This window comes from Sphingomonas sp. Leaf28 (assembly GCF_001421685.1).
GTDB classification, from domain to species: domain Bacteria; phylum Pseudomonadota; class Alphaproteobacteria; order Sphingomonadales; family Sphingomonadaceae; genus Sphingomonas; species Sphingomonas aurantiaca.
Genome location: NZ_LMKX01000001.1, coordinates 367,851 through 385,782 on the forward strand (window position 1 = coordinate 367,851; position 17,932 = coordinate 385,782).

The window sequence follows — 17,932 nt, forward strand, 5'->3', positions numbered from 1 at the left end:
CCTTGGCAACGACGTCCCAGGGCGCCGCCCAGTCTGCACCCACGGCGACGCCGGCACCTGCGTCAACGCCTGCACGATTCGGGACCCAGACCGTCTCCGACGACGCGCGCGCTACCGCCGATTGGGTGGCGACGTCGCACGACAACCAGAGCCTGCCGTTCCTCGTCATCGACAAGGTCAACGCCGTCGTCTTCGCGTTCGACGGCAGCGGCGGGTTGCGCGGGACGGCGCCCGCGTTGCTCGGCATGGCGCACGGCGATGCGAGCGTGCCCGGGATCGGCCAGCGCAAGCTCGCCACTATCTTGCCCGCGGAACGTACCACCCCCGCGGGCCGGTTCAAGGCCTCGCTCGGCCATGATTTCGAGCAGGACATATTGTGGATCGACTATGACGCCGCGCTGTCGCTCCACCGGGTGATCGTCGGCCGTCGGGTCGACAATCGTGCCGGACGGCTCGCCTCGCCGACGCCTAGCGACAACCGGATCTCCTATGGCTGCGTCAACGTCCCGCCGGGCTTCTATGATGGCGTGGTCAAGCCGCTCTTCACCGGCACCGTCGGGATCGTCTACATCCTGCCCGAGACCAAGCCGTTACGCAGCGTCTTCGCGATCCCGACGGGTGCCGCGAACTAGACGGAGCGAGCGGATAGACTCCGGCGCTCAGCCGCGGATCGTCATTAGCCCCAGGGCCGCTCGCGATACCATTTGGTCAGCACGTATTTGACGCCCTGCTCGACCGGCATGCCCTGATGCAGCGAGCCCGGATTTGGCCGGCCCAGCACATCCATGTTGTTCCAGATCACCAGATTGCCCGCCTTGGGCGCTATCACCACGTTGGCGGTCGGGAAGTTCGTGCGCCCGCCTTCGGTGGGTTCGTTGAGGAACGTCATCGCCGACCACGTCCGTTGCCCGCCGATCGGCACCTGATTTCGCCAGTAATGCTGGGTGGTGTCGAAGAAATCGTGATGCGGCTTAAACTCCTGCCCGACCGCATAGCGTTGTCCCTGCAGCGGCTCACCAAAGACCGATTCGATCCCGGTAAGCTCGTCGAGCTTGCTTTCCACCACCGCCACCGCATCGGGGCCGGGGTAGAGATAGCAGGTTTCGCTCGTGCGATAGGACGGCACGGGGTCGTCGGCGACGACCGGCGACGGCACCCGATCGGCATCGATCAGCGCGACCAACGCCGCGCATTCCGCAAGCGATAGGAAATTGCGGACGATGTAGAGCTCGACGTCGCTTGCCGGGATCCGGACGGCGCCGGGATAGTGCACGATCCGTTCGCGAACGCGCGCCGCGGAGTCGGAACGCCCCAATGCCTCCATATAGCCGTCGCGCAGATCGAGTGCGGACAGGGATGGTGCTTGCGGTGGAGCGATTTTCGTACCGCCGGTCGACCAGGCGCCAGTATCTAGAAATTCAGACATATGTTTGTCACTTCGTTCATCCGGGCCAATAGTATCCGAAAATACGAAACTTATCCTAGGTTTATATCTTTAGTTGATGTATCCTTATCGCCTTTCATGCGTATATCAAGTACGACCAACATAGGTTAGGCTCGGTTGAGCGAAATTCGCCACCACCCCGCTTTTTTGGATGCGCTAAGTCGTACCAGGCCAAAGAGTTCGGAAACATTCCCTGCGCCGCTGCCGGCGAGCGCACCGAATGACGCGATTTGACCGATATCGGCGGAGACAGACCATGCATCCGAGCCCCCTTGCCTTGAGCCTCGCCCCGAACCCCGGACTGTACGGCCGGGATCATTCACCACGCCTGAATGCGGCCGCGGCACTCGTGTCGGCGCTGATCTGGGTCGGCCTCCTGTACCTGTATTTTGGGTAGCGGCGCCCGCCGGCATCGCCCGCCGCGCCACTGACCAGCCCGCGACCGATCGTCGCGTGACACTCTTGCTCGTCCTCGCGTCTCGCGGGGCCAGGATCTCCATGTTCAAAAATATCCTCGCCGGCGCTGCGGCGTCGCTGCTCGCCCTTGTCCCGCAACCCGCCGCTGCCCAGCGGCTGATCCTGCCCGGCGCGCTGTTGCTCGCCGGCTACCGCGCGACCTGTGGCCCGGTCGATACGATGATCCAGCCGATCGACGATATCGCCGCTGCCTATAAGGGCCGGATCATCCTCCACCCGCGCGTCCTCAACCTGCCGCGCGCGCAGCAGTTGTTCTGGTACACGCATGAATGCGCACACCAGATCTTCGGTCCGGGCGAGGCCGCCGCCGATTGCTGGGCGGTAGAGCAGGGCAAGATCCAGGGCTGGCTGTCGCCCGACGATCTGACCAAGCTCGGCGCGACGATGCGCGACTTTCCCGGCGACGCGACGCACACCGATGGCCGCGGCCGCATGGTCAACATGCAGAAATGCTACGCCAACTGAGACGTGTTGGCTCGATCGACAGCGAATGACCGGCCATAAACGGCCCGGCCGCAACCGGGATCGCCCCGCGGCGTTATAGGCCGCACGCATGATCAAGGTCGCCAGCTACAATATCCACAAGGGCATCGGGCTCGACCGTCGGCGCAACCCCGAGCGCGTGGTCGAGGTGTTGCGCGAGATCGACGCGGACGTCATCGCGTTGCAGGAGGCCGATCGTCGGTTCGGCGCGAAGGCGTGCGTCCTGCCGCACCATCTTCTCGAAGAGCATAGCGACTGGGTCCCGGTCGATTTCGGCCTGCGCTCGCTCAGCATGGGCTGGCACGGCAATGTCATCCTCGTCCGCAAATCGGCCGAGATCCTGGGGTGCACCGCGATCCATCTGCCCGCGCTCGAGCCGCGCGGCGCGGTGATGGCGGACGTAAGGCTGCCGGGCGGCACGATCCGCGTGCTGGGCATGCATCTCGACCTGTCGGGACTGTGGCGACGCAAGCAGGCGGCGGCGGTGATGACGCATGTCGACACCTGCGCGGAACGGCATCCGACCGTGATGATGGGCGATCTTAACGAATGGAGCGCGGGCTCGGGCTGCCTGCGCGATTTCGGGCGCGACTATGCATTTGCCGAGACGGGGCCGAGTTTTCACTCACGGCGCGCGATCGCGCGGCTCGACCGGATCATGGTGTCGCGCGAGCTCGGCGTGGTCGAATGCGGCGTGCATACGAGCCCGGCGGCGCGCAAGGCATCGGATCATCTGCCGATCTGGGCTATGCTCGAGCCGATGGTCGAGGAAACCGCATAATCGCCGCAACGACGATGCAGGACGGGATGTAGAATGCGCGAGAAGGAGCTGCGCCTTGCGCTCGTCTGTTACGGCGGGATCAGCCTGGCGGTCTACATGCACGGGATCACCAAGGAGATCTGGCGGCTGGTCTGCGCCAGCCGGGCGTTCCATGATGGCGAGGCCCCGAAGGGCGGCAGCCAAGGCGTGTATCACGCGCTGCTCCAGGAGATCGAGACGCACGCGGCGATCCGGGTTCGCGTCCTCGCCGACATCGTCGCGGGTGCGAGCGCGGGCGGGATCAACGGCATCTTCCTCGCGCAGGCGATCGCGACCGGCCAGAGCCTCGATCCGCTGACCGACCTGTGGATGACGTCCGCCGATGTCGAGGCGCTGATCGATACCGAGGCGGCACCCAAATCGCGCTTCTCGAAGGCCTGGGCGATGCCGCTGGCGTGGATGGCGGCGGGACGCAGCACCGACAAGGTCGACGCGCTCGACGATCCGACTCGCGAGGAGGTGCGCACCAAGCTGTCGCATTTCATCCGCTCGCGCTGGTTCGAGCCGCCGTTCGGGGGGAAGACCTTCACCAACCTGCTGCTCGACGCGTTCGACGCGATGGCGGCGAGCGAGCGCGGACCGCGGCTTTTACCGCCGGGCCAGCCGCTCGACCTGTTCGTGACGGTGACCGATTTTTCGGGGCATCCCGAGCGGCTGCAGCTCAATTCGCCCGCCGAAGTGGTCGAGACCGAGCACCGGCTCGTGGTCGACTTCACCGACAATGGCAGCGCCTGCGACACGCTGGCGCCGCCTGCGGAACTGGCCTTCGCAGCGCGCGCGACGTCGAGCTTTCCGGGCGCGTTCCCGCCGTTCACGGTCGCCGAACTGGACGGTGTCCTGGCGCAGCGCAGGATCGCGTGGCCGGGACGCAGCGGATTCCTGGCGCGCGTGCTGCCCCGCCATACCGCGGCGAACGCGGCCGAAGGCGCAGTATTGATCGATGGGTCGGTGCTCGCCAACGCGCCGTTCCGCCCCGCGCTCGACGCGCTGAAGGACCGCCCTGCGCGCCGCCAGATCGATCGGCGCTTTATCTATATCGACCCCTCCCCCGGCATCAAATTGCGGCTTAACCGCGCCGAAGGCACGCCCGGATTCTTCCAGACGATCATCGGCGCGATCAGCGACATTCCGCGCCAGCAACCGATCCGCGACAATCTGGAGGCGATCGCCGAACGCTCTGCCCGGATCGACCGGATGCGCGGGATCGTCACCGCGATCCGTCCCGAGGTAGAGGCCGATGTCGAATCGCTGTTCGGCCACACGCTGTTCCTCGACCGGCCGACCGCGCCGCGGCTGATCGCGTGGCGCCGGCGCGCACAGAAGGCTGCCGCGGCGAGTTCGGGCTATGGCTTCGTCGCTTATGGGCATCTCAAACGCAGTGCGGTGATCGAGACGATCGCGGCGCTTCTCTACGAGGCGGGGCGGCATCACAGCCCGCGGCGGCTGGTGCAGATCCGCGCCGCGATCGTCGCGCGGGTCGTGGCGACGGGCGCGGACGGTCTCGGATCGGGGTTTGCAGGCGGCGCCAGTCCCGCGTCGATCGCCTTCCTGCGGACGTTCGACATCGGCTTTCGCATCCGCCGGCTGCGGCTGATGGCACGGCGCCTGTCGGAGGTGGAAACCGCCGCCGACGAGCCTGAACTCGCCCCGATGCGCAATGCGATCTACGAATCGCTGTCGCCCTATCTCGATCGGCTGCGTGGCGAGATGCACGCCGGGATGCACGACGCGGTGCGCGCGATGAAGGGCGATGCGACCGCGGTGCTCGAAACGCTCGGCGAAACGTTCGCGCTCGAACAGCTCGATGCGGAGACCGACCAGCGACTGGCGGACGCGTTCGCCGCGCTGGCCAAGCCCGCGCGGCGCGCATTGCTGCTCGCCTATCTCGGCTTCCCCTATTTCGACACCGCGACGCTGCCGCTGTTGCAGGGCGAGGGCCTCGACGAGTTCGATCCGATCAAGGTCGACCGGATCGCGCCCGACGATGCGACCGCGATCCGGTCGGGGGGCGCGGAGGCGACGCTGAAGGGGATTCAGTTCGGCACGTTCGGCGCGTTCTTCAGCCGCGCCTATCGCGAGAACGACTATCTCTGGGGGCGGCTGCACGGGGCGGAGCGGATGATCGACATCACCGTCTCCACGCTACCGCAGACCGTGCGGATGAAGCCCGGGCGGGTCGCGGCGATCAAGCGCGCGGCGTTCCTCGCGATCCTCGACGAGGAGGAGCCGCGGCTGACCGCGATCCTCCCGCTGATCGCGCAGATCAGGACCGAAATTGGCTGACGCTGCGCTTGTTCTGCACAAGACTGGCCAAACCGGCCGCTTGGCGGTAGCTCTGGCACACCAATCGGCGCTTCGGCATCGGGGGAGACGATAGAGGTGGCCGCATGCAGTTCCTGAAAATCCTGTTCTGGTGTCTGTTGGCGTTTATCGCCGCAGTCTTCACGATCTCGAACTGGAATGCCGTGCAGATCCAGCTCTGGGGCGGCCTGATCGCCGATGTGAACCTGCCGCTGCTGCTGTTCGTCACCTTCCTGATCGGCTTCGTGCCGACGATGCTGTACAATCACGCGATCCGGTGGCGGCTGCGGCAAAGACTGTCGACGTGCGAGCGCGAACTGGTCGAACTGCGGACGCCGCGGCCCGAGACGGTTGCGGTCGTGCCTGCCGAACCATCGGTGACGTCGCCGATGACGGTGCCCGTCACGCCTGTCGTCGCACCGGCGGGGGTCGCGTCATGAGCAGCCGGATCTACGTCGCGCTCGACACGCCCGATCTGGCGCGCGCCAAGGCGATCGCGGCGCGCGTCCGCCATCATGTCGGCGGTATCAAGCTCGGGCTCGAATTCTTCTCGGCGCACGGCCAGCCCGGCGTCCATGCGATGGCCGAGCTCGGCCTGCCGATCTTCCTCGATCTCAAGCTCCACGACATCCCTAATACCGTCGCCAAGGCGGTGCAGGCGCTCGGAACGCTGAAACCGGCGATCCTGACGGTGCATGCGAGCGGCGGGCGGGCGATGCTCGAGGACGCCAAGGCAGCGGCACCGATCGGCACCAAGGTGATCGCGGTGACGATGCTGACCAGTCTCGACGCGTCCGATCTCGCCGCGACCGGCATTACCGGCAGCGCGCACGACCAGGTCTCGCGGCTGACCGAACTCGCGCGTGAGGCCGGAGTCGACGGCATCGTGTGCTCGGGTGCGGAGGTCGCCGCGGCCAAGGCGATCTGGCCCAAGGGATTCTTCGTGGTGCCCGGTGTACGGCTGCCCGACGGACAGATCGGCGACCAGAAACGAGTCGTCACGCCGCGCCAGGCGCTCGACGCGGGGGCCTCGATCCTGGTGGTCGGCCGTCCGATCACGCAGGCCGAAGACCCCGACACCGCCGCCCGCGCGATCGGCGCGACGCTGTAGAGGCGCGCCGTCCTGACGGGCTGACCCCGCGCAATCATCCCCCCCTTCCGTCATCCTGACGAAAGTCAGGATCCAGGGCTATAAAGGTTGGCGTTTATTACTCTGGATCCTGACTTTCGTCAGGATGACGGATGGGTTGCAGGGAAAGGTTGCGCCGGCTTCGCAGAGAGCATCAAAGGAACATCATGACCACCGCCAAGATCTGCGGCCTCTCCACCCCCGCCACGCTCGACGCCGCGATCCGGCATGGGGCGAGCCATGTCGGGTTCGTGTTCTTCCCCGCCTCGCCGCGCCACGTGACGTTCGCGAAGGCCGCAGAACTGGCCGCGCGCGTGCCGGCTCACGTCGCCAAGGTCGGCGTGTTCGTCGATCCGGAGGACGAGATGCTCGAACAGGCGGTCGAGTCGGCGGCGCTCGACGTGCTGCAGCTCCACAAGGTGACGCCCGCGCGCGCCGCCGCGATCCGCGCGAAGTTCGGGATCGAGACCTGGGTGGCGGTGGCGGTGCGCACGCGCGGCGACCTGGATGCCGCGCATGGGTTTGCCGGGGTCGCCGACCGGATTCTCTACGACGCGAAGACGCCCGATTCGGCCGCACTGCCCGGCGGGATGGGGCTCCGGTTCGACTGGGACCTGCTCGACGGGTTCAAGCACCCCCTGCCCTGGGCGCTGTCGGGCGGGCTCGATCCGGCGAACGTCGCGGAGGCGATCCGGCGGACGGGGGCAGAGCTGGTCGACGTGTCCTCCGGCGTCGAAACCGCACCCGGCACCAAGGACGAAACCAAGATCGCGGCGTTCCTGAGCGCAGTCGCCGCGCGCTAGCGCCACCCCGGCGAAGACCGGGGCCCAATTGGGAGACGGCCGTGACTGGCCCTTCCCTCCGTCACCAAAACCTTCCCACTTGGGCCACGGCCTTCGCCGGGGGGGGTAGGTATCGGAAACCGAAGGGGTGACAGCGATTTCGGAAGTGCTAAACGCCCAGTCATGAACGCTCCCCTCGCCCCCAACTCCTACCGCGCCCAGCCCGACGAGCGTGGCCATTTCGGCGACTTCGGCGGACGCTATGTCGCCGAGACGCTGATGCCGCTCGTCCTCGAACTCGACGAGGCGTACCGTGCCGCCAAGGCCGACCCTGCGTTCAAGGCGCAGTTCGACGACCTGCTCGAACATTATGTCGGCCGCCCGAGCCCGCTTTATTACGCCGAACGGCTGACCGAGGCTTTGCGCGAGTCCGCCGAACCCGGCATGGGTGCGCAAATCTGGTTCAAGCGTGATGAGCTGAATCATACCGGCGCGCACAAGATCAACAACTGCATCGGCCAGATCCTGCTCGCGATCCGGATGGGCAAGACGCGGATCATCGCCGAGACTGGCGCGGGCCAGCACGGCGTCGCGACTGCAACCGTCTGCGCGCGCTTCGGCTTGCCGTGCGTGATCTACATGGGCGCCAAGGACGTCGAGCGTCAGGCGCCCAACGTGTTCCGCATGAAGCTGCTCGGCGCCGAGGTCCGCCCGGTGACGTCGGGCGCACACACGTTGAAGGACGCGATGAACGAGGGCATGCGCGACTGGGTCGCCAACGTCCACGACACTTTCTACATCATCGGCACCGCCGCGGGGCCCCACCCCTATCCCGAGATGGTCCGCGACTTCCAGAGCGTGATCGGCACCGAGGCACGCGCGCAGATGCTGGAGCGGACCGGTCGCCTGCCCGACCTGCTGGTCGCGGCGATCGGTGGCGGATCGAACGCGATCGGGCTGTTCCACCCCTTCCTCGACGATCCCGATGTGCAGATGCTCGGCGTCGAAGCGGCGGGCCACGGGCTCGACAAGCAGCATGCGGCGAGCCTTGCGGGCGGCTTCCCCGGCGTGCTCCACGGCAATAAGACCTATCTGCTGCAGGACGAGGACGGTCAGATCACCGAGGCGCATTCGATCTCGGCCGGGCTCGACTATCCCGGCATCGGCCCCGAGCATGCGTGGCTACGCGACATCGGCCGCGTCCAATATGACAGCGCCACCGACACCGAGGCGCTCGACGCGTTCCAGCTGCTGTGCCGGACCGAGGGCATCATCCCCGCGCTCGAACCATCGCATGCGATCGCCACCGTGACCAAGAAGGCGCGCGAGATGCGGCAGGACCAGATCATCCTGGCCAACCTGTGCGGCCGCGGCGACAAGGACATCTTCACCGTCGCCGAAGCGCTGGGAGTGGCGATATGAGCCGCCTCGCCGCCACCTTCGCCCGGACCGCCGCGCAAGGGCGCGCTGCGCTCGTCGCCTTCGTTACCGCGGGCGATCCGACCACCGAGGCCACCGGCCCGATCCTCGACGCGCTCGTCGCAGGCGGGGCGGACGCGATCGAGCTCGGCATGCCGTTCACCGATCCGATGGCCGACGGCCCCGCGATCCAGGCCGCCAATATCCGTAGCCTCGCGCAGGGCACGCGCACGGCGGACATTCTCGCGATCGCCACCGCGTTCCGCGCGCGGCATCCGGACACGCCGCTGGTGCTGATGGGCTATGGCAACCCGATGCTCCGCCGCGGCGCCGACTGGTTCGCCGACGCGGCAGCGCAGGCCGGCGTCGATGGCGTGATCTGCGTCGACGTCCCGCCCGAGGAGGACGATGCGCTCGGGCCGCAGTTGCGCGCCGCGGGGATCGACCTGATCCGCCTCGCCACGCCGACGACCGATGCCGCACGCTTGCCGACCGTGCTCGATGGCGCGAGCGGGTTCCTCTATTACGTCTCGGTTGCCGGGATCACCGGGCTCCAGCAAGCGCAGCAAGGCTCGATCGAAGACGCCGTCGCGCGGCTCAAGGCGCAGACCGACATCCCGGTCGCGGTCGGCTTCGGCATCCGTACGCCCGAACAGGCCGCCAACGTCGCGCGCGTCGCCGACGGCGTCGTCGTCGGCTCGGCGATCGTCGAACTCGTCGCGCAGCACGGCACCGCTGCCGCCGAGCCCGTCCGCGCCTATATCAAATCTCTCGCCGACGCCGTCGCCTCGGCCCGAAAGGTTCCCGTATGAGCTGGCTCAACAGCGTCCGCAACGTCCTGCCCTTCGTCGCGAAGCGCGAGACGCCCGAGAATCTCTGGCACAAGTGCAAGGGCTGCGGGCAGATGGTGTTCACCAAGGAATTGGAGGACAATCTCTACGTCTGCCCGAAATGCGATCATCACGACCGCATCGGGCCGAAGGTCCGCTTCGCACAGCTGTTCGACGAGGGCAGCTGCAGCGAACTCCCCGCGCCGAAAGTGCCCGAGGATCCGCTCAAGTTCCGCGACCAGAAACGCTACACCGATCGCCTCAAGGCCGCACGCACCGACAACAGCGAGCAGGACGCGCTGATCAACGCCCGCGGCGCGATCGACGGCCACCGCGTCGTCGTCGGCGTGCAGGATTTCGGCTTTATGGGCGGCTCGATGGGGCTCGCGGTCGGCGAGGCGTTCGTGCGCGGCGTCGAGGCGGCGATCGAGGACCGCGTACCCTACGTGATCTTCACCGCGAGCGGCGGCGCGCGCATGCAGGAGGGCATCCTCAGCCTCATGCAGATGCCACGCAGCACCGTCGCGATCCAAATGCTCCACGATGCGGGGCTGCCGTACATCGTCGTGCTGACCGATCCGACCTCGGGCGGCGTGATGGCGGCCTATGCGATGCTCGGCGACGTGCAGATCGCCGAGCCCAAGGCGACGCTCGCCTTCACCGGCCGCCGCGTTATCGAGAGCACGATCCGCGAGAAGCTGCCCGAGGATTTCCAGACGTCGGAATATTATCTCGAGCACGGGATGATCGACATGGTCGTTCACCGGAGGGATCTGCGCGAACAGCTCGGCACCGTCATCGGCTATCTGAGCGCACGCGAAGCGGCGTAATCTCTGCCCCCTCTCCCCTTTCGGGGAGAGGGTCGGGGTGAGGGGCAGCCCAGCAATGCTGCGCCTGGAACAGCCCCTCACCCCAGCCCTCTCCCCGGAGGGGAGAGGGAGCTAGAATGCCCGACCACGCCGTTTCCTCCTCGCCCGCCGTACAGGCCCAGCTCGACCGGCTGACCGCGCTGTCGCCCGGCGCTGACATCCTCGGCCTGGAGCGGATCACTGCGCTCCTGAGCCGCCTCGGCGATCCGCATCTATCGCTCCCCCCGGTCTTCCACGTCGCCGGGACGAACGGCAAGGGCTCGACCTGCGCGTTCCTGCGCGCCGCGATCGAAGCCGCCGGGCACAGCGTCCACGTCTATTCCTCGCCGCACCTCGTCCGTTTCAACGAACGTATCCGCCTTGCCGGATCGCTCATCGAAGACGACCTGCTCGCCGCCTTGCTCGAAGAGGTTCTCGACCACGCAGCCGACCTGCAGGCGAGCTTCTTCGAGGTCACGACCGCCGCCGCGTTCCTCGCCTTCGCGCGCACGCCCGCCGCCGCCACGATCGTCGAGGTCGGTCTCGGCGGGCGGCTCGATGCGACCAACGTCATTCCCAACCCCGTCGTCACCGGCATCGCCGCGCTCGGGATCGATCACCAGTCGTTCCTTGGCGACACGCGGCTGGACATCGCCGGCGAGAAGGCGGGCATCGCAAAACCTGGCGTGCCGCTCGTCACGATGGACTACCCAAAGCCGTTGCGCGCGAAGATCGCCGCGGTCGCCGCGGCGGCCGGCGCGCCCGTCGTTGCGCGCGGCGCGGCGTGGTCCAGCGAGACCGCGCGGTCGACGATGCGCTATGCGGACCAGGGTTTCTCGCTCGTCAGCAACCGCCCCCGGCTGGTCGGCGCGCACCAGTCGCGCAACCTCGCGCTGGCGATCGCGATGCTGCGGCATCAGGGCGCGCTGCACGTCCCCGAAGCCGCGATGCGTGCCGCCGCCGACTGGGCGCACTGGCCGGCGCGGATGCAGCGCCTGTCCGACGGACCCCTGCTCGCGCGGCTGCCGCGTGGCAGCGAGCTCTGGCTGGACGGCGCGCACAATCCCAACGCGGCGCAACCCGTCGCGCGCGCGCTGCGGACGCTGGCGAAGCGCCGCCCGGTGACGCTGATCCTGGGGATGCTCGCCAACAAGGATGCGGACGCGGTGATCCGGATCCTCTCGCCCTCGATCGGGCACGTCATCGCGATCCCGGTGCCGGGCCACGCGCACTATGCACCCGGGGCACTCGCCGTGATCGCGCGGGGCTGCGGGACGACCGCGGACACCGCGCCCTCCCCGGCGGACGCGCTCGACCGGATCGCGGCCGGGAGCGACCAGCCCAATCTCGTGCTGATCGCGGGATCGCTCTACCTTGCGGGTGAAGTGCTCGCCGCGAACGACCAGCCGCCGGACTGAGCTCTTATTGCTATTGACTATCAATAACCAACAGGCGAGTTTGTGGGCACCACCACGGAGTCGCGTGAATGACCGATACCCGCCCCAGTTCGACGCCCGCCTCGGCCCAAGCGCTCGCCAGCGCGACGACGCTGTTGCCGCATCCGCTACCGCCTTGTGAAAACGCGCGAATCGCGCTGTTCGCGATGCGGCGCATGGGGGCGAACGGCCTTGCCGATGCACGTGCGGCGCACACGATGTTCACCGCGTTCGGACAGAGCTTCCGCCGCCCGCTGGTGCTGTTGCGCGCGTTGATGGCGGACCTTGCGGCCACCTCGGCAGGGACGATCGCGATCGCGCCCTGCTGCTGCGCCCGGATGACGCCCGCGGAATCGGCGATGCTGTCGATCCTCGCCCGGGTCGAGACCGCGCCCGAGAGCGCCCGCTATCTGATGGCCGATCTGCTCGGTGTCCGCCAAGTCGACGGCGTCCTCGCCAGCGCCGCGGCGCTCGCTGCCGCGTTTGCCGACGAAGGACGACCGGTCACGATGTAGGCGCGGCCTAGACGGAGTCCCCGGCGCGGGCGTCGCCTTCCCCCTCGACGCCCGCACTGCCGATCGAGCGGTCGATCATCCCCGACCGGCTCATCCACCAGAACAGCACGACGCCGGGCAGCGCGAGCACGGTCGTCAGCAGGTAGAAGTCGACATAGCCGATGGCCTCGATCAAGGCGCCAGCCGTGGTGCCCGTCACGATCCGCCCGACGATGCTCGCCGCGGCGGAGATCAGCGCGAACTGTGCCGCAGTGAAGCGGAGATCGCACAAGGCGGAGAAATACGCGATTACGACGACGCCGCCGAACCCACTGGCAGCGTTTTCGAAGCCGATCGCCGCGGCCATCCCGAAGTTCGAGTGCCCTGCCGCCGCAAGCGCCGCGAAGGACAGATTCGACACGCCCATCAGGACGAGCGACAGCAGCACCGAGCGCTTCATCCCCATCCGCGCATACAGGATGCCGCCGATGAAGATCCCGACGAGATACGCGAAGAAGCCGATCCCGACATCGTAGAACGCAATCTCGTCGCCGGTGAAGCCGAGATCGTCGAACAACAGCCGCAGCGTCAGGTTGGCGAGCGTATCGCCGACCTTGAAGATCAGGATGAACGCCAGGACGACGAACGCCCCTTCGCGCGAAAAGAACTGGACGAACGGACCCGAAATCGCCCGGAACCCCTCGGCAAGCCCGCGACGCTCGATCGGCGGGCGGCGGCGCTGGGGCTCGCCCAGCGCCAGTCCGGCCAGCACCGCGGGCAGCGCGAAGATGGCGCAGGCCAGATAGGCGGTGCTCCAGCCCGCGCGTTCCGCGACGACGAGCGCAAGGGCGCCGGCGCCCGCCGATCCGATCCGCCAGCCATATTGGCTCATCCCCGAGCCGACGCCCAGCTGGCGCGGCTCAAGCGTCTCGATGCGGAATGCGTCGATGACGATGTCGAAGGTCGAGCCCGCCGCGCCGACCAGAATCGCAGCGGTCGCGGTGGCGGCGATGCTTGCCGCAGGATCGACCAGGGCGAGATTGACGACCGCGGCGACCACCAGCGCGGCGGTGACGATCAGCCACGACACGCGCTGGCCGAGCCGCCCGATCACCGGCAAGCGGACGCCATCGACCACCCACGCCCAGAGGAATTTCAGATTATATACGAGGAAGGCGAGGCTGAACGCCGTGACCGTCTTCTTGTCGATACCGCTCGCCGCCAGCCGCGTCGTGAGCGTCGCGCCAATCATCGCATACGGGAATCCCGATGAGATGCCGAGCGCGAGCGCGGCCAGCGGCGCCTTCTCGACATACGGCCGGAACCCATCGCTCCACCGCTTGTCTTCGGTTCGATCCATTACACCTACGCTCCCACTCGCTCGCGCGAACCCTAACGGGAAATCGCAAACGCGCTACCCGTCAGGCGATGGACCGTCGGAAACCTCAGACTTTCGCGTCGAACAGCTTGAACCCGAAGGGCACGCGCTTCGGCGCAATGCCGCCGCGCGTGGCCTCGATCGCCTCGATCGCGGCGATCAGGTCGCGCGGTGCATAGGGCTTCGACAGGCACCCGGCGGCGAGCGTGGTCGCTTCGACCGGGCAACTGCCCGTCACGAACATCACCGGTACGCCGCGCGCCTGCGCCGCGCGGGCCACGTCGATCCCCGAACCGTCTGCCAGGTTCACATCGACCAGCACGAGATCGATCACCGTGTCGCTGGCGAGGATCGGCAGCGCGTCGGCCACCCGGTCGATCGTCGCGACGATCGTGAATTTTGCCTCTGCCAGGAAATATTCGGTGTCGAACGCCACCAGGGGTTCGTCCTCGACCACGAGGAGCCGGACGATCTGCCGCTTCTTTTTACCGAACAACATTACCGAAAGGCCCCCGGTCGCACGCGAAATGGTCGTTACGCTCTCGGGTCCTAACGCGCCGCTGCACGAACGGTCGCAAATATTTTCGCGCTGGCGGCCGATCCATAGTATCAGCCCCGCCATGACGACTTCAAAAGACGATAACCCGACTGCCAGCCCGTCGAACGACGCGCCTGCACCCCCCGCCACTCCGGTAAAAGGCGACCGTATCGCCAAGCTGCTCGCCCGCGCAGGGATCGCCTCGCGCCGCGATATCGAGCGGATGATCGCCGAGGGCCGCGTCGCGCTCAACGGTACCACGCTCGATACGCCCGCGACGATCCTGCGCAACCTCGCCGGCGTGACGGTGGACGGCGATCCCGTCGAGGCGCCCAGCGCGGCGCGGCTGTTCCTCTACCACAAGCCGACCGGGCTGCTGGTCACGGAACGCGATCCGGCCGGACGCACGACGATCTATGATCGCCTGCCGCAGGATCTGCCGCGGCTTGTGCCGGTCGGTCGCCTCGATCTCAACACCGAAGGGCTGTTGCTGATGACCACCGATGGTGGGCTCAAGCGGCAGCTCGAACTGCCCGCGACGGGTGTCGAGCGCGCCTATCGCGCACGCGCCTATGGCAACATCACGCAGCCGCAGCTCGAGGAGCTGATCGAGGGGATCGAGATCGAGGGCGTCCGCTATGGCTCGATCAACGCGAATATCGAGCGTCGGACCGGTGCCAATGTGTGGATCGAGATGATTCTGACCGAGGGCAAGAACCGCGAAGTTCGCCGCGTGCTCGAGCATCTGGGGTTGCAGGTCTCGCGCCTGATCCGGACTCGCTACGGCCCGTTCGTGCTTGGCGACCTGCCGCCGGGACAGATCGGCGAAGTGCTCCAGCATGACGTCGTCGCGTTCCAGAAGGAGCTGGCGAAGGGGCGGCCCGAGGGTCCGGGTGCGCGCGCCAATATCGGGATCAGCGCGAGTGCCGGCGCAGGGGCCGGGATCGGTGCGCGGTCGAGCCAGCGCGGCGCCAACGCCGCCCGTCCCGCATCGACGGGGCATTCCGCGTCGACGGGGCGACTGGCGTTCGGCACGCGGCCTGCGCCCGGTGGAGCGCGTACGCCTGCCCGCACGCCGTACAGCGCGCCTGCGAGTTCGGGTTTCGCCAGCACCAACGCGCCGACCGAGCGCCCGTCGCGGCCTGCACGGCCCGAGCGGATCCGCCCGACCGCGGCGATGCAGCGCGGTGATGTCAACGATCCTTGGGCGCGGCCGGATGCGCGGAACGCCGCCCGGCCGACGGGGACGCATCACGTTCGACCAACGAGTGGCGAGACGTCCAAGCCCTATGCCCGCCAGGAGCGCGCGGATCGCGGCGAGGAGCTCAGCACCAGCCCGAAGATCAAGCATTTCCGCGCTGCCAAGCAGCCGCGCGACCGCGCCGCGCCGTCGCGGGTAGGCGGTGGCGGGGTGACCATGCCGCGCCGCGCCGATACGCCGCAACGTCAGGAACAGCCCCGCGGCTTCCGCCCGCAGGCCGACGATTCGCGTGGGCGGAGTTCGCTCGACAAGCGCGCCGCGCGCAGTGCTGCCGGTCGTCCCGGCGCAGAGCCGCGGCCGATGCGCGATGCGCCCGCCCGGCCTGACCGCGGCACGCGTCCCACCGCACCCGGCAAGGGTCCGTCGGGAGGGCGCGGTCATCCGCCCCGTGCACCGCGTGGAGGGAAACGCTGATGCGGATCATCGCAGGCCAATGGCGCGGACGCCCGATCGTCGCGCCCAAGGGGGACTCCACCCGTCCTACCGCCGACCGGATGCGCGAGACGTTGTTCTCGATGCTGACCAGCCGGGTCGGCAGTTTCGAGGGGCTCGCGGTCGCCGATCTGTTCGCGGGCTCGGGCGCGCTGGGCATCGAGGCCCTGTCGCGCGGCGCGGGGACGTGCATGTTCGTCGAATCGGACAAGCTGGCCGTCGATGCACTCAAGGCCAATCTCGCCAAGCTCGAGATTCGCGGCGACGTCCGAGCAACCTCGGTGATGGCGCTCGGGCCCGCGCCTGCACCGCTCGACGTGATCCTGATGGATCCGCCGTACAATACCGGCGCCGGGCTGGTTGCGCTCGACAAGCTGTCGCGGTTGGGTTGGGTCGGGCCCGCGACGTGGATCAGCCTGGAGACGGCAAAGGCCGAAGTCGTCGAACTCGCGGGCTTTGAGGTCGACGCGACTCGCGTCCACGGCAAGGCGCGGCTGACTCTTTTACGGCCAGTATCGGCGTAGAAGCGTGCTCTCCCGCAAAGGCGGGAGCCCAGACCGGGCTCCCGCCTTCGCGGGCGAACATACTATTGTTGGCCGGTGCGGCCGAGGATCAGCAACCCGCCCAGGCTCAGCACGCCTGCCGCCATCAGATACCCGCCGACCAGCCACAGGCCATGCGGCGCCAGCGCCTCCGCCACGATCGGCGCGAGAGCACCGCCCAGTACGCCGCCCAGGTTGAACGTCATCGACACGCCGGTGTAGCGCACGCCCGCGGGAAAAAGGCTCGGCAGCCATCCGCCAAGCGGCCCATAGGCGAACCCCATCACGAACAGCGCGCCCGACAGCCACAACCACACCGTGAACAGCGATCCCGAGCCCAGCATCGGCCCCATCAGCGCACCGACGCCGATGCACCCGGCAAACCCGATCGCCAGCATCAGCGCGGCGGAGTGGCGGTCCGCCAGCACGCTCGCAACGATCACGCCGCCCGCCAGGAACCAGATCGCGACGAGTTCGACGGCGAGGAACGCCTCGCGCGAATAGCCCAGCGTCTTGGTCCCGTAGCCAAGCGCGAACGCGGTCGCGAGATAGAACAGCGCGAAACACGCGATGACGCCGAATGTCCCCGCCAGCGTCGCACGCAGATGCTGCGTCAGCAACGTCGCGATCGGCACCTTGGGCAGCGCTTCGGTCGCTTCGGCCTCGAGGAACGCCGGCGTTTCGGTCAGCTTCAACCGGACCCACAGGCCGAGCCCGACGAGGATCGCACTCAACAGGAACGGGATACGCCAGCCCCAGGCGACGAACTGCGCCTCGTCGAGCACGAGGCCGATGACCAGGAACAGCCCGTTGGCGGCAAGGAACCCAACCGGCGCACCGAGCGGTGGAAACATCCCCCAGGTATTCTTGCGGTGCGGCGGCGCGTTCTCGACCGCCAGCAACGCCGCCCCGCCCCATTCGCCCCCGAGCCCGAGCCCCTGCCCCAGCCGCATCAGGCAGAGCAACGCCGGCGCGATCCAGCCGACCTGCGCATAAGTGGGCAGGAACGCGATCCCGACGGTCGATCCTCCCATCAGCAACAAGGACGCGACGAGCGTGGACTTGCGCCCTACCCGGTCGCCGAAATGCCCGAACACGATCGCGCCGACCGGGCGCGCGACGAAGGCGAGCCCGAAGGTCGCATAGCTCAGCAGCAACTGCGCCGAGTCCGATTGCCCGGCGAAGAACAGCGGGCCGAACACAAGCGCGGCGGCGGTCGCGTAGATGTAGAAATCGTAGAACTCGACCGCAGTACCGACCAGGCTGGCGGCGAGGATGCGGCGGTTGGAGGCTAAGGTCGTCATGTGCACGGCATCGC

18 protein-coding genes are annotated in these 17,932 nt (G+C 67.8%); 14 read left to right on the forward strand and 4 right to left on the reverse strand.

What is annotated here, in order from left to right; translation table 11 throughout:
• The first annotated feature begins 2 nt into the window (after nt 1-2).
• Nucleotides 3-632, forward strand: a complete 630-nt coding sequence (locus ASE79_RS01680; protein ID WP_235516714.1) for a L,D-transpeptidase — start codon at nt 3-5, stop codon at nt 630-632.
• Between the two features lie 44 nt (nt 633-676).
• On the opposite strand, the gene ASE79_RS01685 is transcribed toward ASE79_RS01680, so the two are convergent.
• Nucleotides 677-1,426 (reverse strand): prolyl hydroxylase family protein, encoded by a 750-nt coding sequence (locus tag ASE79_RS01685; RefSeq protein WP_082445004.1) that lies wholly within the window; start codon nt 1,424-1,426, stop codon nt 677-679.
• A 516-nt stretch (nt 1,427-1,942) separates the two neighbouring features.
• On the opposite strand from ASE79_RS01685, the gene ASE79_RS01690 reads away from it, so the two are divergent.
• From ASE79_RS01690 to ASE79_RS01740, 11 genes are all read left to right on the forward strand, one after another.
• Nucleotides 1,943-2,386, forward strand: a complete 444-nt coding sequence (locus ASE79_RS01690) for a hypothetical protein (RefSeq protein WP_056411208.1) — start codon at nt 1,943-1,945, stop codon at nt 2,384-2,386.
• A gap of 88 nt (nt 2,387-2,474) precedes the next feature.
• Nucleotides 2,475-3,185 (forward strand): endonuclease/exonuclease/phosphatase family protein, encoded by a 711-nt coding sequence (locus ASE79_RS01695; RefSeq protein ID WP_056411210.1) that lies wholly within the window; start codon nt 2,475-2,477, stop codon nt 3,183-3,185.
• Nucleotides 3,186-3,218: 33 nt separating this feature from the next.
• Nucleotides 3,219-5,507: a patatin-like protein gene (locus ASE79_RS01700; protein ID WP_056411211.1), complete on the forward strand. Its 2,289-nt coding sequence runs from the start codon at nt 3,219-3,221 to the stop codon at nt 5,505-5,507.
• Nucleotides 5,508-5,611: 104 nt separating this feature from the next.
• Entirely contained in the window at nt 5,612-5,965 is a 354-nt protein-coding gene (locus ASE79_RS01705) for a LapA family protein (RefSeq protein ID WP_056411213.1), read from the forward strand.
• Complete coding sequence (gene pyrF, locus ASE79_RS01710) at nt 5,962-6,636, forward strand: orotidine-5'-phosphate decarboxylase (RefSeq protein WP_056411215.1); 675 nt, start codon at nt 5,962-5,964, stop codon at nt 6,634-6,636. Before ASE79_RS01705 ends, pyrF begins: the two co-directional genes overlap by 4 nt.
• A gap of 185 nt (nt 6,637-6,821) precedes the next feature.
• A complete protein-coding gene (locus ASE79_RS01715; RefSeq protein ID WP_056411217.1) occupies nt 6,822-7,457 on the forward strand; it encodes a phosphoribosylanthranilate isomerase in 636 nt (211 codons plus the stop codon).
• Between the two features lie 162 nt (nt 7,458-7,619).
• Nucleotides 7,620-8,858 (forward strand): tryptophan synthase subunit beta, encoded by a 1,239-nt coding sequence (gene trpB, locus ASE79_RS01720; protein ID WP_056411221.1) that lies wholly within the window; start codon nt 7,620-7,622, stop codon nt 8,856-8,858.
• Nucleotides 8,855-9,667 carry a tryptophan synthase subunit alpha gene (gene trpA, locus ASE79_RS01725; protein ID WP_056411223.1) on the forward strand — a complete coding sequence of 271 codons (813 nt, stop codon included), beginning with the start codon at nt 8,855-8,857 and terminating at the stop codon, nt 9,665-9,667. Before trpB ends, trpA begins: the two co-directional genes overlap by 4 nt.
• Nucleotides 9,664-10,515, forward strand: a complete 852-nt coding sequence (gene accD, locus ASE79_RS01730) for an acetyl-CoA carboxylase, carboxyltransferase subunit beta (protein ID WP_056411225.1) — start codon at nt 9,664-9,666, stop codon at nt 10,513-10,515. The genes trpA and accD overlap by 4 nt, the downstream gene beginning before the upstream one ends.
• A 116-nt stretch (nt 10,516-10,631) precedes the next feature.
• Complete coding sequence (locus ASE79_RS01735; protein ID WP_056411228.1) at nt 10,632-11,951, forward strand: bifunctional folylpolyglutamate synthase/dihydrofolate synthase; 1,320 nt, start codon at nt 10,632-10,634, stop codon at nt 11,949-11,951.
• 68 nt (nt 11,952-12,019) lie between these two features.
• Nucleotides 12,020-12,484: a DUF6628 family protein gene (locus tag ASE79_RS01740; RefSeq protein ID WP_235516715.1), complete on the forward strand. Its 465-nt coding sequence runs from the start codon at nt 12,020-12,022 to the stop codon at nt 12,482-12,484.
• A gap of 7 nt (nt 12,485-12,491) precedes the next feature.
• On the opposite strand, the gene ASE79_RS01745 is transcribed toward ASE79_RS01740, so the two are convergent.
• Nucleotides 12,492-13,823, reverse strand: coding sequence for an AmpG family muropeptide MFS transporter (locus ASE79_RS01745; RefSeq protein ID WP_056411230.1), 1,332 nt, complete (start codon nt 13,821-13,823; stop codon nt 12,492-12,494).
• Between the two features lie 85 nt (nt 13,824-13,908).
• Complete coding sequence (locus tag ASE79_RS01750; protein ID WP_056411232.1) at nt 13,909-14,340, reverse strand: response regulator; 432 nt, start codon at nt 14,338-14,340, stop codon at nt 13,909-13,911.
• Between the two features lie 121 nt (nt 14,341-14,461).
• Between ASE79_RS01750 and ASE79_RS01755 the strand changes: the two genes are divergently transcribed.
• Both ASE79_RS01755 and rsmD read left to right on the forward strand, forming a co-directional pair.
• Nucleotides 14,462-16,054 (forward strand): pseudouridine synthase, encoded by a 1,593-nt coding sequence (locus ASE79_RS01755; protein ID WP_156359483.1) that lies wholly within the window; start codon nt 14,462-14,464, stop codon nt 16,052-16,054.
• Complete coding sequence (gene rsmD / locus ASE79_RS01760; RefSeq protein ID WP_056411235.1) at nt 16,054-16,596, forward strand: 16S rRNA (guanine(966)-N(2))-methyltransferase RsmD; 543 nt, start codon at nt 16,054-16,056, stop codon at nt 16,594-16,596. The genes ASE79_RS01755 and rsmD overlap by 1 nt, the downstream gene beginning before the upstream one ends.
• A 62-nt stretch (nt 16,597-16,658) precedes the next feature.
• Here the strand turns inward: rsmD and ASE79_RS01765 are convergent, their stop codons facing one another.
• Nucleotides 16,659-17,918: an MFS transporter gene (locus ASE79_RS01765; RefSeq protein ID WP_056411237.1), complete on the reverse strand. Its 1,260-nt coding sequence runs from the start codon at nt 17,916-17,918 to the stop codon at nt 16,659-16,661.
• Between the last annotated feature and the right edge of the window lie 14 nt (nt 17,919-17,932).

Excerpts from the sequence above, each read along its gene's own strand:
- ASE79_RS01700 (WP_056411211.1), top strand. The coding sequence starts at position 3,219 with ATGCGCGAGAAGGAGCTGCGCCTTGCGCTCGTCTGTTACGGCGGGATC.
- pyrF (WP_056411215.1), top strand. The coding sequence starts at position 5,962 with ATGAGCAGCCGGATCTACGTCGCGCTCGACACGCCCGATCTGGCGCGC.
- trpB (WP_056411221.1), top strand. The coding sequence starts at position 7,620 with ATGAACGCTCCCCTCGCCCCCAACTCCTACCGCGCCCAGCCCGACGAG.
- trpA (WP_056411223.1), top strand. The coding sequence starts at position 8,855 with ATGAGCCGCCTCGCCGCCACCTTCGCCCGGACCGCCGCGCAAGGGCGC.
- ASE79_RS01745 (WP_056411230.1), bottom strand. The coding sequence starts at position 13,823 with ATGGATCGAACCGAAGACAAGCGGTGGAGCGATGGGTTCCGGCCGTAT.
- ASE79_RS01765 (WP_056411237.1), bottom strand. The coding sequence starts at position 17,918 with ATGACGACCTTAGCCTCCAACCGCCGCATCCTCGCCGCCAGCCTGGTC.
- ASE79_RS01685 (WP_082445004.1), bottom strand. The coding sequence starts at position 1,426 with ATGTCTGAATTTCTAGATACTGGCGCCTGGTCGACCGGCGGTACGAAA.
- ASE79_RS01715 (WP_056411217.1), top strand. The coding sequence starts at position 6,822 with ATGACCACCGCCAAGATCTGCGGCCTCTCCACCCCCGCCACGCTCGAC.
- ASE79_RS01695 (WP_056411210.1), top strand. The coding sequence starts at position 2,475 with ATGATCAAGGTCGCCAGCTACAATATCCACAAGGGCATCGGGCTCGAC.
- ASE79_RS01740 (WP_235516715.1), top strand. The coding sequence starts at position 12,020 with ATGACCGATACCCGCCCCAGTTCGACGCCCGCCTCGGCCCAAGCGCTC.
- ASE79_RS01755 (WP_156359483.1), top strand. The coding sequence starts at position 14,462 with ATGACGACTTCAAAAGACGATAACCCGACTGCCAGCCCGTCGAACGAC.
- ASE79_RS01705 (WP_056411213.1), top strand. The coding sequence starts at position 5,612 with ATGCAGTTCCTGAAAATCCTGTTCTGGTGTCTGTTGGCGTTTATCGCC.
- ASE79_RS01750 (WP_056411232.1), bottom strand. The coding sequence starts at position 14,340 with ATGTTGTTCGGTAAAAAGAAGCGGCAGATCGTCCGGCTCCTCGTGGTC.
- rsmD (WP_056411235.1), top strand. The coding sequence starts at position 16,054 with ATGCGGATCATCGCAGGCCAATGGCGCGGACGCCCGATCGTCGCGCCC.
- accD (WP_056411225.1), top strand. The coding sequence starts at position 9,664 with ATGAGCTGGCTCAACAGCGTCCGCAACGTCCTGCCCTTCGTCGCGAAG.
- ASE79_RS01735 (WP_056411228.1), top strand. The coding sequence starts at position 10,632 with ATGCCCGACCACGCCGTTTCCTCCTCGCCCGCCGTACAGGCCCAGCTC.
- ASE79_RS01690 (WP_056411208.1), top strand. The coding sequence starts at position 1,943 with ATGTTCAAAAATATCCTCGCCGGCGCTGCGGCGTCGCTGCTCGCCCTT.